The 16,488-nt window shown below is 54.8% G+C and carries 14 protein-coding genes; 1 reads left to right on the top strand and 13 read right to left on the bottom strand.

Annotated elements, in window-relative coordinates:
- Window positions 1–32: 32 nt before the first annotated feature.
- From rnr to nnr, 13 genes are all read right to left on the bottom strand, one after another.
- Window positions 33–2,474 carry a ribonuclease R gene (gene rnr / locus V5P19_RS18005; RefSeq protein ID WP_334405730.1) on the bottom strand — a complete coding sequence of 814 codons (2,442 nt, stop codon included), beginning with the start codon at window positions 2,472–2,474 and terminating at the stop codon, window positions 33–35.
- A gap of 38 nt (window positions 2,475–2,512) precedes the next feature.
- On the bottom strand, window positions 2,513–2,938 hold the full coding sequence (gene nsrR, locus V5P19_RS18000; RefSeq protein WP_334405728.1) for a nitric oxide-sensing transcriptional repressor NsrR: 426 nt from the start codon (window positions 2,936–2,938) through the stop codon (window positions 2,513–2,515).
- Window positions 2,939–3,130: 192 nt separating this feature from the next.
- Window positions 3,131–4,429, bottom strand: coding sequence for an adenylosuccinate synthase (locus V5P19_RS17995; protein ID WP_334405726.1), 1,299 nt, complete (start codon window positions 4,427–4,429; stop codon window positions 3,131–3,133).
- 102 nt (window positions 4,430–4,531) lie between these two features.
- Window positions 4,532–4,729, bottom strand: a complete 198-nt coding sequence (locus V5P19_RS17990; RefSeq protein WP_003855996.1) for a DUF2065 domain-containing protein — start codon at window positions 4,727–4,729, stop codon at window positions 4,532–4,534.
- Between the two features lie 71 nt (window positions 4,730–4,800).
- The gene (hflC, locus tag V5P19_RS17985; RefSeq protein WP_334405724.1) at window positions 4,801–5,805 is read right to left on the bottom strand and encodes a protease modulator HflC; all 1,005 of its coding nucleotides are present in this window, start codon (window positions 5,803–5,805) and stop codon (window positions 4,801–4,803) included.
- Window positions 5,806–5,807: 2 nt separating this feature from the next.
- Window positions 5,808–7,067 (bottom strand): FtsH protease activity modulator HflK, encoded by a 1,260-nt coding sequence (gene hflK, locus V5P19_RS17980; RefSeq protein WP_334405722.1) that lies wholly within the window; start codon window positions 7,065–7,067, stop codon window positions 5,808–5,810.
- 56 nt (window positions 7,068–7,123) lie between these two features.
- A complete protein-coding gene (gene hflX, locus V5P19_RS17975) occupies window positions 7,124–8,404 on the bottom strand; it encodes a ribosome rescue GTPase HflX (RefSeq protein WP_334405720.1) in 1,281 nt (426 codons plus the stop codon).
- A 75-nt stretch (window positions 8,405–8,479) separates the two neighbouring features.
- Window positions 8,480–8,791: an RNA chaperone Hfq gene (gene hfq, locus V5P19_RS17970; protein ID WP_045284414.1), complete on the bottom strand. Its 312-nt coding sequence runs from the start codon at window positions 8,789–8,791 to the stop codon at window positions 8,480–8,482.
- 85 nt (window positions 8,792–8,876) lie between these two features.
- A complete protein-coding gene (gene miaA / locus V5P19_RS17965; protein WP_334405714.1) occupies window positions 8,877–9,827 on the bottom strand; it encodes a tRNA (adenosine(37)-N6)-dimethylallyltransferase MiaA in 951 nt (316 codons plus the stop codon).
- Entirely contained in the window at window positions 9,820–11,670 is a 1,851-nt protein-coding gene (mutL, locus tag V5P19_RS17960) for a DNA mismatch repair endonuclease MutL (RefSeq protein WP_334405712.1), read from the bottom strand. Before mutL ends, miaA begins: the two co-directional genes overlap by 8 nt.
- 9 nt (window positions 11,671–11,679) lie before the next feature.
- The gene (gene amiB / locus V5P19_RS17955) at window positions 11,680–13,014 is read right to left on the bottom strand and encodes an N-acetylmuramoyl-L-alanine amidase AmiB (protein ID WP_334405710.1); all 1,335 of its coding nucleotides are present in this window, start codon (window positions 13,012–13,014) and stop codon (window positions 11,680–11,682) included.
- A gap of 16 nt (window positions 13,015–13,030) precedes the next feature.
- Window positions 13,031–13,492, bottom strand: a complete 462-nt coding sequence (tsaE, locus tag V5P19_RS17950) for a tRNA (adenosine(37)-N6)-threonylcarbamoyltransferase complex ATPase subunit type 1 TsaE (protein ID WP_334405708.1) — start codon at window positions 13,490–13,492, stop codon at window positions 13,031–13,033.
- Window positions 13,485–15,008, bottom strand: a complete 1,524-nt coding sequence (gene nnr, locus V5P19_RS17945; protein WP_334405706.1) for a bifunctional ADP-dependent NAD(P)H-hydrate dehydratase/NAD(P)H-hydrate epimerase — start codon at window positions 15,006–15,008, stop codon at window positions 13,485–13,487. The genes tsaE and nnr overlap by 8 nt, the downstream gene beginning before the upstream one ends.
- On the opposite strand from nnr, the gene queG reads away from it, so the two are divergent.
- On the top strand, window positions 15,007–16,146 hold the full coding sequence (gene queG / locus V5P19_RS17940) for a tRNA epoxyqueuosine(34) reductase QueG (RefSeq protein WP_334405703.1): 1,140 nt from the start codon (window positions 15,007–15,009) through the stop codon (window positions 16,144–16,146). The genes nnr and queG overlap by 2 nt on opposite strands.
- Window positions 16,147–16,488 lie beyond the last annotated feature (342 nt).

Raw genomic sequence — 16,488 nt, 5'->3', positions numbered from 1 at the left:
CCTTAGAGGAGAGGGTCAGGGTGAGGGGAATATTACTCCGCCTGCTGTTTCTTCGCTGCACGCTTCGCCTTGGTCGCGGCCGCTATTTTTTGTGTCTTCGTGGACGGTTTCTTCGCTGAACGGGCGTCTTTTTTCGCCGCCTTTGGCTTTTGTTTCTTCTCGCCACGGAAGGCGCTGTCTGGCTCGAAGTTTACCTTCTTACCCGCCTGGCGACGTTTCCCCCCTGCGCTGCCGTTACCGCCTTTTTTCGCTCTTTCACGCTCGGTTTTACCGACGTTGCGCGGAGCGCGTTCGCTGGAGATCAGGCTGAAGTCGATTTTACGGTCGTCCATATTGACGGCTTCAACCTTCACTTCCACGCGATCGCCAAGACGATAGGTCTGGCCGCCCGATTCTCCAATCAGGCGTTGCCCGACCTGGTCGAAACGGTAGTAGTCGTTATCCAGGCTGGAAACATGCACCAGACCGTCGATAAACAACTCATCCAGACGGACGAAGAAGCCAAATCCGGTGACGCTGGCAATCACGCCTTTGAACACGTTACCCACCTGGTCCAGCATGAAGTCACACTTCAGCCAGTCAGCCACATCGCGCGTGGCTTCATCAGCACGGCGTTCGGCCATAGAACAGTGCTGGCCTAATTGCAGCACTTCTTCCATAGAGTAGTGATAGCCACCGCTTTCGGTCGTCTTACCTTTGTGGCCTTGCTCCTGCGCCAGCAGATACTTGATCGCACGGTGCAGAGAAAGGTCAGGATAACGACGTATCGGCGAGGTAAAGTGCGCGTAAGACTGCAGCGCCAAACCAAAGTGACCGCGGTTTTCCGGATCGTAAATCGCCTGCTTCATGGAGCGCAACAGCATGGTCTGCAGCATTTCAGCATCTGGACGGCCGCTAATGGATTCCAGCAGCTCGGCGTAGTCACGTGGCTCCGGCTTGTTACCGCCAGGCAGTTCCAGACCCAGTTCAGCCAGTACAGAGCGGAACGAGGTGATGGCTTCCGTCGTCGGCTTATCGTGAATACGGAACAGTGCCGGCTCCTTAGCTTTCTCAACAAAACGCGCCGCCGAGATATTCGCCAGGATCATACACTCTTCGATCAGCTTGTGCGCGTCGTTACGCTGGGTCTGTTCGATACGTTCAATGCGACGTTCCGCGTTGAAGATAAACTTCGCTTCTTCACTCTCAAACGAAATCCCACCGCGTTCTTCGCGCGCCTGTTCCAGCGTTTTGTAGAGGTTATGCAACTCTTCAATGTGCTTGACCAGCGGCGCGTACTGTTCACGCAGATCCTGATCGCCCTGCAGCATATGCCAGACTTTGGTATAGGTCAGACGGGCATGGGAGCTCATTACCGCTTCATAGAATTTGAAGCCGGTTAAACGACCTTTGGTTGAGATTGTCATCTCACAGACCATACAGAGACGGTCAACCTGCGGGTTTAGGGAGCAAAGGCCGTTAGAGAGCACTTCCGGCAGCATCGGGACGACCTGAGACGGGAAATACACCGACGTACCGCGGCTGCGCGCTTCGTTATCCAGCGGGGTGTTTGGACGCACGTAATAGCTTACGTCAGCGATCGCAACCCACAGGCGCCAGCCGCCTCCGCGCTTTTTCTCGCAGAAAACGGCGTCATCGAAGTCACGGGCGTCTTCGCCATCAATCGTGACCAGCGGCAGATCGCGCAGGTCCACGCGGCCCACTTTGGACTCTTCAGGAACCTCTTCACGCAGGCTTTCAATCTGGTCTTCAACCGCTTTCGGCCAGACGTACGGGATCTCATGGGTACGCAGCGCCATATCAACGGCCATCGTCGTGCCCATATTATCGCCCAGCACTTCGACGATTTTACCCACCGCTTTTGTGCGACGGGTTGGACGCTGGGTGAGTTCAACCACCACCACAAAGCCCATGCGTGCGCCCATCACCGCTTCTGGCGGGATCAAGATATCGAAGCTCAGACGGCTGTCATCCGGCACCACGAAACCTACGCCTGCATCAGTAAAATAGCGGCCCACAATCTGGCTAGTTTTCGGCACCAGCACGCGGACCACACGGGCTTCACGGCGACCTTTACGGTCTGCCCCCAGCGGCTGCGCCAGGATCTGATCGCCGTGGATACACATCTTCATCTGTTCAGAGGAGAGGTACAGGTCGTCTTTGCGGCCTTCGACGCGCAGGAAGCCGAAGCCATCGCGATGCCCAATCACCATGCCTTTCACCAGATCGAGGCGTTCTGGCAGTGCATAGCACTGGCGGCGGGTAAACACCAGTTGCCCGTCGCGCTCCATTGCGCGCAGGCGGCGGCGAAGCGCTTCAATTTGCTCTTCACCTTCAATATTTAATTCAACGGCAAGTTCTTCACGATTGGCGGGCTTTTCGCGCTTGGTTAAATGTTCAATGATGAACTCGCGGCTGGGGATAGGATTCGCGTATTTTTCGGCTTCGCGTTCCTGGAAAGGATCATGTGACATGTCGGTTCCTCCGTTGTCAGCTCCGGTGGAAATTTTCTTCATTCCACCAGCAATAATTTATAAAGCGGTTGATTCTCTTCAACCAAATCGGCCAGCGTGTAGTTATCCAGTTCCTTGAGAAAACTTTGCACGGCCTTAGAAAGCGCCTGCTTCAGGCGGCAAGCGGGGGTAATGTGGCAGAACTCGCTGCTGCAGTTCACCAGAGTCAATGGCTCCAGTTCACGTACCACATCCCCAACACGAATACTCTGTGCCGGTTTCCCGAGACGGATCCCACCATTCTTCCCTCGGACGGCAGCAACGTATCCGGCACGACTAAGTTGATTGATTATTTTGACCATATGATTACGGGACACACCGTAGACCTCTGTCACTTCAGAGATACTGGTCATCTTCCCTTCGGGCAACGACGCCATGTAAATCAGCGCGCGTAAGCCGTAATCGGTGAAACTTGTTAACTGCACATCAACCTCAGGAAAAAGGGAAAACGCGGTTAAACCGCAGAGATATTCATTAATGATGATAAACCAGCCAGATAGTTGGCGGCTAATTTATTTGACAGACGGGGCAAAAAAGCGGGGTTCCGATAGCGTTCGCCGGATGGCGCGACGCTTATCCGGCCTACGGGTTTCCCCGCAGGCCAGCAGTCACGAAGATTATGCGTCGAACGGGTCGCGCAGGATCATCGTTTCAGTACGATCCGGGCCGGTAGAAATAATATCGATCGGCACGTCGGTTAGTTCTTCAATACGCTTGATGTAATCCAGCGCCGCCTGCGGCAGGCCGCTACGCTCTTTCACGCCGAACGTGGTGTCAGACCAGCCAGGCATGGTTTCGTAGATTGGCTCAATGCCTTCCCAGTCGTCTGCTGCCAGCGGAGTAGTGGTCACTTCGCGGCCATCAGGCATACGGTAGCCTACGCAGATTTTCACTTCTTTCAGGCCGTCCAGCACGTCCAGCTTGGTCAGGCAGAAGCCAGACAGGGAGTTAATCTGCACTGCGCGACGTACAGCAACCGCATCCAGCCAGCCGGTACGACGACGACGACCGGTGGTCGCACCAAATTCGTTACCCTGCTTGCACAGGAACTCGCCGGTTTCGTCAAACAGCTCGGTCGGGAATGGACCCGCACCCACGCGAGTGGAGTAAGCTTTGATGATACCCAATACGTAATCCACATAACGTGGACCCAGGCCAGAGCCCGTTGCCACGCCACCTGCGGTGGTGTTAGAGGAGGTTACGTACGGATAGGTACCGTGGTCGATATCCAGCAGCGTACCCTGCGCACCTTCAAACATGACGAAATCGCCACGCTTGCGCGCCTGGTCCAGCAGATCGGAAACATCAACAACCATACCGGTCAGAATGTCAGAAATCGCCATGACGTCATCCAGCACTTTCTGGTAGTCAACAGCGTCAGCCTTGTAGAAATTCACCAGCTGGAAGTTGTGATACTCCATCACTTCTTTCAGTTTTTCAGCGAAGGTTTCTTTGTCGAAGAGATCGCCCACGCGCAGACCGCGACGTGCAACTTTATCTTCGTACGCCGGGCCGATACCACGACCGGTAGTACCGATCGCTTTCGCGCCACGCGCTTTTTCGCGGGCAACATCCAGCGCAACGTGATAGTCGAGGATCAGAGGACAAGCTTCGGAGAGCAGCAGACGCTCGCGAACCGGGATACCACGGTCTTCCAGGCCTTTCATCTCTTTCATCAGCGCCGCTGGAGACAGCACAACGCCGTTACCGATGATGCTGGTGACGTTATCACGAAGAATGCCTGATGGAATAAGATGGAGGACGGTTTTTTCACCGTTGATTACGAGAGTATGGCCTGCGTTATGACCACCCTGATAGCGTACAACATATTTTGCACGTTCAGTCAGAAGATCAACGATCTTCCCTTTACCTTCGTCACCCCATTGGGTGCCCAGTACGACTACGTTGTTACCCATTTTTCAAAATCACCGATTGCTTAAAAATGGATTCTACCATCGCTTTTTCAGATATACAGCACTTTTTGACCCCAAAATACGCCAATTATGGCTAGTTTTTGATCAGCCAATCGTTTTCCTCAACATGTAGTAGATCACGATGCCTGCAACCACTAGACCCCCGCCAAACCGACGCAAAATATTATCCGGTAGCTGACTCATGGTCGCAATCATCCGACGCCAGGCGCGCGGGTAAAGCATCGGTCCAAGGCCCTCAAGGACTAAAACGAGCGCCAGTGCCAGCCAGATCGTTGAATTCATTTTTAATCCCTATAAAAGAAAACCACCGCTCCATTGAGAGCGGTGGTTTGAAAACTCAAACAAAGCTGAGTTTATCGCGTCGCGTTAGCTGGCGACTTCATATAACGGAAGAAATCGCTGTCCGGGCTGAGCACCATTACATCCTGGTTGCTCTGGAAGCTATTCTCATAAGCACGCAGGCTACGGATAAAGGCGTAGAAGTCAGGATCCTGACTGAATGCATCGGCAAACAGTTTCGCTGCTTCGGCATCACCTTCACCGCGCAGAATACGGCCCTGACGCTCAGATTCCGCCAGCGTCTTGGTCACTTCGTAGTCCGCTGCGGCACGCAGTTTTTCCGCTTCTTCCTGACCCTGTGAACGGTGACGACGTGCTACCGCTTCACGCTCGGCGCGCATACGGTTGTAGATCGCTTCCGACACTTCAGCCGGCAGGTTGATCTGCTTAATACGTACGTCGACCACTTCAATACCCAGCGCAGCCATACTGTTCGGGTTGACCACCGGCACTTTACCGTTGGTTTCTGCCTGAACACGCTCAGCCGCTTTGGCAATCGCGTCGTCCGCTGCTGGGGTTTCTACTTCGTCTTCGGTTCCCGCCGTACCGGAGTTCAGCGCGTCGCGGACTTCCAGGGTCAGACGACCACGGGAGTCGGTGACGATATCTTTCACATCCAGACGACCAATTTCAGAACGCAGACGGTCAGAGAACTTACGTTTCAGCAGCACTTCTGCCTGAGAAACATCACCACCGCCTGTTGCCAGGAAGTAACGACTGAAATCACTGATGCGCCATTTGATATAGGAGTCGACAATCAGGTCTTTCTTCTCTTTCGTCACGAAGCGATCGGCCTGGTTATCCATGGTCTGGATACGGGCATCGAGCGTTTTCACGGACTGGATAAAAGGAACTTTAAAGTGCAGACCTGGCTCGTAGATCACCGGACGTTTGTCGCTGTCACGCACAACGCTGCTGAACTGGAACTTGATCCCGCGCTCACCCTCTTTCACTACAAAGATAGAGGTATAAAGTACGACAAGTGCGATGATGATGATCGCAATAACTGACTTACGCATCCTTATTCCCCCTGACGCTGGTAGTCGTTACGCTGCGCGTTAGCACGGCGTTGGTCCATAATGTCACCATCGTTCGAAGAAGGCGTTGTGTTCGCGCTGGAGCTGCCCGATGAGGCTGGCGGCAGACGCAGCAGGTTGTTAGCACCGCTGTTGTCTTTCGCTGCTGGTGCAGAACCGCCTTTCAGCATCTGATCCAGCGGCAGAACCATCAGGTTTCCACCTTTGCTGTCGTTAACCAGCACTTTACGCGTATGGCTCAGCACTTTTTCCATGGTCTCGATATAGAGACGCTCGCGGGTAATTTCCGGCGCCGCTTTATATTCCGGCAGGATTTTCGCGAAGCGAGCCACTTCACCCTGTGCTTCCAGGATGGTTCGGGTTCTGTACGCACGAGCTTCTTCAAGAATACGCTGCGCCTGACCGTTAGCACGCGGCTGTACTTCGTTGGTGTACGCTTCGGCTTCACGGATGTACTGCTGCTCGTTTTCACGGGCGGCAATGGCATCATCAAATGCGGATTTCACCTCTTCCGGCGGACGAGCAGCCTGGAAGTTGACGTCCAGCAGGGTAACACCCATGTTGTACGGGCGAATGGTCTCTTCCAGTTCGCGCTGGGTATCGCTACGAATAACGGTACGACCTTCAGTCAGAATGCGGTCCATGGTGTATTTACCGATCACACCGCGCAGGGCGCTGTCGGTCGCCTGACGAAGGCTGTCATCCGCGCTGGTTACGCTGAAAAGATAGCGCTCAGGATCGGTCACGCGGTACTGAACGTTCATCTCAACGCGAACCACGTTTTCATCCGATGTCAGCATCACGCCAGAAGCAGCCAGTTCACGGACAGACTCCACGTTAACCGCGGTGACGTTGTCAATGAAGGTCGGCTTCCAGTTCAGGCCTGGCTCAACCAGATGGCTAAATTTACCAAAACGGGTGACTACGCCACGTTCTGCTTCTTTAATGGTGTAGAACCCGCTGGCAGCCCAGATGATTACCACGGCAGCGGCAACAATGCCCACTATGCGACCACCCATTTGCGGGCGTGGCCCTTGGGTGGAACTTCCACCTGAGCCAGAACCTTTACCCCCGCCAAGACCACCAAGCTTTTTGCTTAGCTTGCGGAAGATATCATCCAGATCCGGCGGCCCCTGCTCGCGACCACCTTTGTTGCCATTTCCCCCAGAGTTGCCGCCTTGATTATTGCTGCTTCCCCACGGGTCGCGGTCTTGTCCGTTATTACCGGGCTGATTCCACGCCATGTATATGCTCCATATTTGTTATGCAAGGGCGAATTATTCAGGCATCCCCTTTCTGATCAGACGATATAGTCGACCAGCGCAGGTTCTTGTTTACAGAGGCGACGCCAGTCAACGATCGGCATACGCACCTGCATCCCCACGCTGCCGTCATCCTCCATCCACTCTTTTTCTATCGCCTGAAGCTGATAAAACCGGCTGCGCAGCCTGCCTTCCTCTGGCGGCAACCGCAGCGTATGCTGAGCGACCTCGCCGGAAAGACGTTCTGTTAAAGCCTGGAAAAGCAGTGGCACGCCAATCCCGGTCTGGGCAGAAAGCCAGACCCGAATCGGTTTGTTCTCTTCATCTCGATCGATACGCGGTTCAAAATCGTCCAGCATATCGATCTTATTCATCACCAACAGCGTTGGGATCTCGTGGGCATCGATCTCTTCGAGCACCACATTCACCGCGTCAATGTTTTCCTGCAGGCGTACATCTGCAGCATCAATAACGTGCAGCAGCAAGGTCGCCTGACGCGTTTCCTGCAATGTGGCTTTAAATGCGGCCACCAGGTCATGCGGCAAGTGGCGGATAAAGCCTACGGTATCTGCGAGCACCGTTTCACCAACATCGTCAACGTCAATACGACGCAACGTGGGGTCCAGAGTCGCAAACAGTTGGTCTGCGGCATAAACCTGGGCCTCAGTGATCTGGTTAAACAGGGTGGATTTACCGGCGTTGGTATATCCCACCAGCGACACCGTCGGGATGTCGGCTTTGGTTCGCGCCCGACGTCCCTGTTCACGCTGTTTCTCAACTCTTGCCAGACGCGAGAGGATCTGGGTAATACGGCCACGCAGTAAACGACGGTCGGTTTCGAGCTGGGTTTCACCCGGACCGCGCAAACCAATCCCGCCTTTTTGTCTTTCCAGGTGGGTCCAGCCACGCACGAGTCGCGTCGCCAGATGGCGCAACTGCGCCAGCTCAACCTGCAGCTTCCCTTCGTGGGTACGTGCACGCTGAGCAAAAATATCTAAGATCAACCCTGTGCGATCGATAACACGGCATTCGCAAAGGGCTTCAAGGTTACGTTCCTGGGCCGGAGAAAGCGCATGATCAAACAACACGACTGATGCGCCGGTTGCTTTAACGGCATCCGCAATTTCTACTGCTTTACCTTCACCAACAAAATACTTCGGGTGCGGCGCTTTACGGCTACCAGTAATCACCTGCATTGCTTCGACGCCGGCGGAAGAGACCAGAGCTTCAAACTCCTGGAGGTCTTCCATATCTTTGTCTTGCGAAAAATAGATGTGTACCAGAACCGCCTGCTCACCGGCGTCATAACGGTCAAACAAGCTGTATTACCCTCAAAAAAAATCAGCGGGGAACGCAGGATCCCTGGCTCCCCGTGTGGATAACAGCAAGAAACCTTATTCGGTGTCTTCGCTGTCCTGCGCTGGAGCAGAAGAACCCTGCGCGTTACTGCCATGATGGTAATTACTACCAGTGCCGCCGCCAGCGTTATTGCTGTGATGAGATACCGGACGGGACGGAACAACAGTAGAAATAGCGTGCTTGTAGACCATCTGGCTGACCGTGTTTTTCAACAGGATCACGAACTGATCGAAAGATTCAATCTGACCTTGCAGCTTAATACCATTCACCAAATAAATAGAAACTGGAACACGTTCCCGACGCAATGCGTTCAGGAACGGGTCTTGTAAAGATTGCCCCTTAGCCATTCTATCTTTTCCTTATATGCTTGTTTTGTACTTAGAACCTTGCGATTCTGAAAAATTGCGCACGATACGTCTCAATTGTACACATTCAGTGAGCGATATCACCAACAACCTCAATCACTTCGTTTAACGCCTGTTGCGGTTTTTCACTGTCTAACCAGTGAACTCCCTCCCAACCGCGCAACCAGGTGATTTGGCGCTTCGCTAACTGTCTCGTGGCGCAAACACCTCGATAAACCATTTCATCGTATGAAATCTCACCTTCAAGATACGACCACATCTGGCGGTATCCCACACAACGAATGGAAGGCATGTCCGTATGCAAATCTCCACGGGCAAAAAGCGCCCGCACTTCTGCTTCAAAATCTGAAGCCAACATCTGATGAAAACGCTGCTCAATTCGTTGATGGAGCAGTTCACGGCTCGCCGGGGCGATAGCGAACTGATGCACCTGATACGGCAGAGCCTCTCCTGACGTTTGCGTCAGTTCCGTTAAAGTTTTACCCGAAATGAAAAAAACTTCCAGTGCCCGGGAAAGCCTTTGCGGATCATTTGGATGAATCCGTGCTGCGGCAACCGGGTCAATCTCTTCCAGTTGCTTGTGCAAAACGTCCCAACCCTGCTCTGCCGCCTGCTGTTCAATCTTTGCTCTGACGCCTGGATCCGCTGATGGCAGCGGGGATAGTCCTTCCAGCAACGCCTTAAAATAGAGCATGGTTCCGCCAACCAGAAGCGGGATACGCCCCGCCGCCGTTATCTCGGCCATTTCGGCCAGCGCATCGCGGCGGAAGTCCGCTGCGGAGTAAGCCTCGGCCGGGTCAAGAATATCCAGCAAACGATGTGGTGCCGCGCGCCGTTCTTCCGCGTCGGGCTTCGCCGTGCCGATATCCATTCCCCGATAGATGAGGGCAGAATCGACACTAATCAACTCTACGGGCAAAACTTTACGTAACTCAATGGCTAACGCCGTTTTGCCGGAGGCCGTGGGGCCCATTAAAAAAATTGCCTTAGGCAGGCTCGCCTTGCTTACGTCAATCATGTTTCAGGGCGGTCATCGCCGTATGTAAATCAACAGGTTGTAATAATCCACCTGGCGGTGACTTCACCAGATGCGGGCAAAGGCGTTCAACCTCTGCCAACACGGTAATCGCCTGCGCCATACTCCACGGCGTATGTTCGCTTGCCAAATGGCGGGCGATCCACTGCGCGGTATTAGCGGCATCAAACGACGTTTGCTGCGCCAGGTAGCCTATCAGTTCAGGAATCAAGTTTTGTAAATTTTGTTGGCGTAAGGGTAAAGGCACTGCGCGAATTGTCACATGCTGAGCTTCCAGCACAATTTCTATACCCATTTCCGCCAGCAACGGCGTCGCGCGCTGCAAAACCCTTGTTTCTTGAGGGGATATCTTCAGGCGAACCGGGATCAGCAATGGCTGCGCACAGGCGGCATTTTCCCCCGGCGTCAGCTGTGCCTGTTTGAGCCAGCGCTCCGCCACTGACAATGCCAGCAGCATCAGCTTGCCCTCGCGCTCCAGTAACGCCATATCGGGTGCAACAATCGTCAGTACCCGACCAAAGCTCTGACTATGCCCGTCCAGTGAAGGCGACGACACGTCACTATGCGCTTTACGCTCAACCGCAGGCGTATCCAGCAACTTGCGGTACAACGCCCCCTGCTGCTTTTGATAGCCTGGCTGGACGTTGGGATAGTTCGCGCCGGTTGGGCGAGGTGGGTTTGCGTTCCCCGTCGACGAATAGCGCGGTGCTGCCGGCGCGCGCGCAACGGCAGGTTCAGCGAAGTGATTGCGTCCCGCAGCCACGCGATTTTCGGGTAGGGGGCGCGGCGCAGGCACGTCGTTTTCCAGCGGCAACGTCGGCTCAGCTTGCTGCTGTAAGACGCTGACCACGCCCTGGTAGATAAAATCGTGCACCAGCCGGGACTGATGGAAGCGCACTTCATGCTTGGCTGGATGGACGTTAACATCGACCTGATGCGGGTCGATCTCCAGGTACAGCACGAATGCAGGCTGCTGGTCTGCGCCGAGCTTATCTTCGCAGGCCTGCCGAATAGCGTGGTTAATCAGGCGGTCACGCATCATACGACCATTTACGTAGCAATACTGGATCTCTGCGAATGCGGCACTGCTCGCGTTCGGATCGGCAACCCATCCGCGCAGGGCCAGATCGCCATGCTGCCACTCAATCGCCAGCGCCTGTTCCAGAAACGGTGTCCCACAGATGGCGCCGAGACGACGTTCCTTCTGCCCCCCTTCAGCCACCGCACGATACTGGCGCATCACCTTGCCGTTATGGCTGAGGTTGATGGTGACATCGAAACGCGCCAGCGCGATACGGCGGATAATCTCATCGATATGACCGAACTCGGTCTTTTCGGTACGCATAAACTTGCGTCGGGCGGGGGTGTTATAAAACAGATCCAGCACTTCCAGCGTGGTGCCGACAGGGTGCGCCGCGGGTTTCACCGTGACGTCCATATCGCGCCCTTCGGCATAGGCCTGCCAGGCTTCCTGCTGTTCAGCGGTGCGCGAGGTAAGCGTTAATCGGGAAACGGAGCTGATACTGGCCAGCGCCTCACCGCGAAATCCGAGGCTAATAATGGCTTCCAGATCGTCCAGCGAGGCAATTTTACTGGTGGCGTGACGGGCCAGCGCTAACGCCAGTTCGTCTTTTTTAATGCCACAGCCATTGTCACGAATGCGAATAAGCTTTGCGCCACCGCGTTCGATATCAATATCGATGCGGGTGGCCCCCGCATCGAGGCTGTTTTCTACCAGCTCTTTCACGACCGATGCAGGGCGTTCCACCACCTCACCGGCGGCGATTTGGTTCGCGAGCTGCGGCGGTAGAACCTGAATCGGCATGAATTCTCCTTAATTGGTTGCGGTCATCTCGCCCGGCAGCGCGGCACTTGCCGTCTGGCCCGCCCCGCCCTGAGGCGCGGACTGCAGCGGATGCGCATCAAAATATTTACGCAGACCGTTATAAATCGCTTCGGCAATTTGCTGCTGGTAGCTGTCGCTTCCCAGTAAACGTTCTTCACCGTTATTACTGATAAAGCCCGTCTCAACAAGGATGGACGGAATATCCGGCGAACGCAGAACGCCCAGGCTGGCATGTTCAGGGCGACGTTTGTGCAGTACACCAATGCTTTGCAACTGGCTCAGCACGTTAGTGGCCACATCATACCCGACGCGTTGAGAATGACCGAATTGTAAATCGAGAACCGCCTGACTGAGGTAAGGATCTGACTGGCTGTTTGCCAGCACGTCACCCGCCCCGCCTAACAGCTCAGATTGCTTCTCATGCTCTTCAAGCCAGTTCGCCATTTCGCTGTTGGCGCGACGGTTCGAGAGCACCCACACAGAGGCGCCCGTTGCGTTACGGTTTGGTGCCGCATCCGCATGAATCGACACCAGGAAGTTGGCATTTTGCTTACGTGCAACATCGGAACGCCCCATAACCGAGATAAAATAATCCCCGTCGCGAGTCAGCACACCTTTAAACATCGGGTCGTCGTTTAACAACGTCCGCAGCTTACGGGCAATCGCGATGGTGACGTTTTTCTCGCGCGTGCCACCCGGGCCAATCGCACCCGGATCTTGCCCGCCGTGGCCGGCATCAATGGCGATAATCACTTTATCATCGCTGCTCGCACGCCGCGCGCTGGCTGCCGGGCGCGTCACCGTATTACTGCTGGTTGCCGCAGTTATGCGATCGTTCTGTGTTTTAAACGGATTACGCGCAGGTTCAGAAGGGCGCGGGGTATAGACCGGCTCCTCAACGCGTTTTGCCACAACCGGCGGCGGAGGTGGAGGCGGCGCATCGGCTTTGATGGTAAAGACCACCGTGTAATTCGCACCGTTTTGCTGCTTCACGGCCTGGGTTTTGCCTTTTTCAGTCAGATCGACCACCAGCCGCAGCGACTGGGCATCCTTCGGCGTCCCCGAACGAATACTTTTCACCAGGTTATTTCCGCTAAACTGCAGCGGCAATCCCTGGATAACACCCGTTTGCTTGATATCCAGCGCCACGCTGTGGCTGTCGGGTTGTGAAAATGCATACTCAGGATCGCCCATAAAGCTGAACGTAATCCGGGCCTGGCTGTCACCGTTCGACACCTGAATATCCGAGAGGCTTGCCGCCCCGGCCTGCGCGCACAGCAGTACCGTGGCCGCTAATAACCAACCTTTAACGCGATTTATCATCCCGTCATCCCCACGCTTAATCTGTCAGACGCGACAGTAACGAACACCCTGATGAGGAAACAGCACTGATGCGTGCCTCACGCCCTTGAGCCTGGTAATCTAAGTGAATTTCGACATCCGGGTCAGGCAACACACCCGCACCTTGTTGCGGCCACTCTACCAGGCAGATGGCATCATTGGCGAAATAATCACGGATCCCCATAAACTCCAGCTCCTCAGGGTCCGCAAGGCGGTATAAATCGAAGTGATACACCATCAAATTATCGAGGGTGTAGGGTTCTACCAACGTATACGTTGGGCTTTTTACGTTCCCGTTATGCCCTAACGCCTGCAGAAATCCACGGCTAAAGGTTGTTTTACCCGCACCTAAATCACCATACAGATAAATGACGGTTGCCCCCTGACAGGCCTGCGCCACGCGCTTGCCGAAATCTAAAGTAGCTTGTTCATCAGGTAAAGAAATCGCTCGATTAGTCATTTTCTACGTCAATCACATCCGGGTTAACAACACGCCGCAGCGTGCAAAAAAGATCGGTGGCCAGCATACCGCGTGTACCATAACGGGCAGCAAGCTTATCAGCCGCTGTTCCGTGGGCTACACAGCCCGCACAGGCTGCATCATAAAGGGGAAGTTTCTGTCCAAGCAATGCGCCGATGATGCCAGAAAGCACATCGCCCATTCCACCGCTCGCCATGCCCGCGTTACCGGCATCAATAATGCCTTGTGCATCATCGCTAGCGATGATGGTCCCCGCCCCTTTAAGAACGACAACACCTCCGTAACGTTTTACCAGACGCTGGGCAGAAAGTAAGCGATCGCTTTCAATTTCTGCCACGCTGCAATTAAGCAGCCGCGCGGCCTCGCCGGGGTGTGGCGTCAAAATGCGATTGTGACGCTTATCCGGGTTGATTGCCAGAATGTTAAGCGCGTCGGCATCCCATAGCATGGGTTTACGAAAGTTCTCGACCTTTTGCAGCGCCTGTTTACCCCAGGCTTGCTGCCCAAGCCCCGGGCCAATCACCACCACATCCGCCCATTCGAGGCACTCTTCTAACGTGTGTGGCGTAAGTTCGTCGACCATCAGCTCCGGGCGGGCGGTAAGAATCGGTGCCCTATTTTCGCTGCGCGTCAGCACCCGCACTAACCCGGCACCGCTTCGCAACGCCGCCTCCCCCGTCATGCGGATGGCACCCGCCGTGCCGTGGTCGCCGCCTACGATCGCTAATTTGCCGTGATCGCCTTTATGGGATGTCGGACGACGCGGCGGCAGCCACAGGGCAAGCTGTGAGGCGTCAAAACGCGAGAGTGACGTCTCCTGCCCCGCCAGCCAGCTTTCCAGGCCCAGCGCGCTATGGTGCAAAGTCCCGACCACATCCCGTGCTTTCCCGGTCAGGAGTCCCGGCGTCAGGGCGACAAAGGTCACGGTGTGTGACGCCTGAATCACGGCTCCCGGCGTTGTGCCGGTCTGTGCCATCAGGCCTGAAGGGATATCCAGCGCCACAATCGGTGCGGTATGCGTGTTGGCGCGCTCAATGAGTGCGGCAATATTCTCGCGCGGCGCACTGCGTAACCCGGTGCCCAGCAGACCGTCAATAATGACATCGATATTTTCCGGCCAGGGGATATCTGAAGCGTGAATCACGCCACCGGCATTTAGCCAGGCTTCGCGCGCCGCTCTGGCTTCTTCCGGCAGTGGCTTATCGCCCTCAAGCGCAAGCAGCGTGACGCGCAATCCTGCCGCGGCGGCCAGACGGGCGATAACATAGCCGTCTCCGCCGTTATTGCCGTACCCGCACAAAATCAGCCAGTGTGAAGCGGTTGGGTATGCCATACGGGCCACGTTGAACGCGGCTTCACCCGCGCGCTGCATCAGTTCAAAAAGAGTAATGCCCAGGCTATCTGCGGCCTCTTTTTCGGCGCGCCGGAGGTCATCCGCATGCCAGATGGAATGTGGTATACTGGTGGGGTTTTTCTTCACTGTATGGTCCGTCATGTCACAGCCCCTCGATCTCAATCAGTTAGCGCAAAATATTAAACAGTGGGGTGCTGAGCTTGGCTTCCAGAAGGTGGGGATAACCGACACCGACCTCTCCGCCAGCGAGCCTAAACTGCAGGCGTGGCTGGACAAACAATACCACGGCGAAATGGAGTGGATGGCGCGTCATGGCATGATGCGTGCCCGCCCGCATGAGCTTTTGCCGGGTACACTGCGTGTCATCAGCGTGCGCATGAACTACCTGCCCGCTAACGCGGCATTTGCGCGTACGCTCAAAAATCCTTCTCTGGGTTACGTCAGCCGGTATGCCCTGGGGCGTGACTATCACAAGCTTCTGCGTAACCGCTTAAAAAAACTCGGGGAAACTATTCAGCAACACTGTGTTTCGCTGAATTTTAGACCCTTTGTTGACTCTGCGCCTATTCTTGAGCGCCCGATCGCTGAAAAAGCCGGGCTTGGCTGGACTGGTAAGCACTCACTTATCCTGAGCCGCGATGCCGGATCATTCTTTTTCCTCGGTGAACTGCTGATTGATTTACCGTTGCCGGTCGACGGCCCGGTCGAGGAAGGCTGCGGCCGCTGCGTGGCCTGTATGACCATCTGCCCGACGGGCGCTATCGTTGAACCTTATACCGTTGATGCGCGCCGCTGTATTTCCTACCTCACGATTGAGCTGGAAGGGGCAATTCCAGAAGAGTTTCGCCCTCTTATCGGCAACCGAATCTACGGCTGCGATGACTGCCAGCTGATTTGTCCGTGGAATCGCTATTCACAGCTCACAGAAGAAGAGGATTTCAGCCCACGTAAAGCGCTACACGCGCCTCCGCTTATCGAACTGTTCGCCTGGACCGAAGCCTGGTTCCTGAAGGTAACGGAAGGATCGGCCATTCGTCGTATCGGCCATCTGCGCTGGTTGCGAAATGTCGCCGTTGCGCTGGGGAATGCGCCATGGGATGAAGCCAATATTCAGGCCCTGGAAAGTCGTAGAGGTGAGCACCCACTTCTTGATGAGCACATAGAGTGGGCGATTGCGCAGCAAATCGAGAAGCGTAATGCCTGCGTGGTCGAGGTGCAGTTACCAAAGAAACAGCGTCTGGTGCGGGTGATTGAAAAGGGACTTACCCGGGACGCCTAAATTATTCACAGCCTGTGTATAAAAATCAAAACTCAAGCGCCATAAGGCCTGGCAAACAGGTCAAGTGATCTCAATAACATTTTGAAATCAAATTTTATTAATTAAATTCAAATGATTACGGAGATATTATTCACCCTGCGAAGTTTCTATCGGATACGATGAAACAACAGAATCTGTGGATAAGTCTGTTTACAGTGGTGTTTAACATGCAACAAAAAACGTCCCCAACGAATGATTTCGCTGTGGATATTTTAGATATGAGAAGAATTTGGAGCGGGAAACGAGACTCGAACTCGCGACCCCGACCTTGGCAAGGTCGTGCTCTACCAACTGAGCTATTCC

Source organism: Enterobacter sp. UNJFSC 003, from assembly GCF_036903355.1.
Lineage (GTDB): Bacteria > Pseudomonadota > Gammaproteobacteria > Enterobacterales > Enterobacteriaceae > Enterobacter.
Note: the sequence above shows the minus strand (reverse complement) of the source record. Positions and strands in the feature narration are given on the sequence as shown.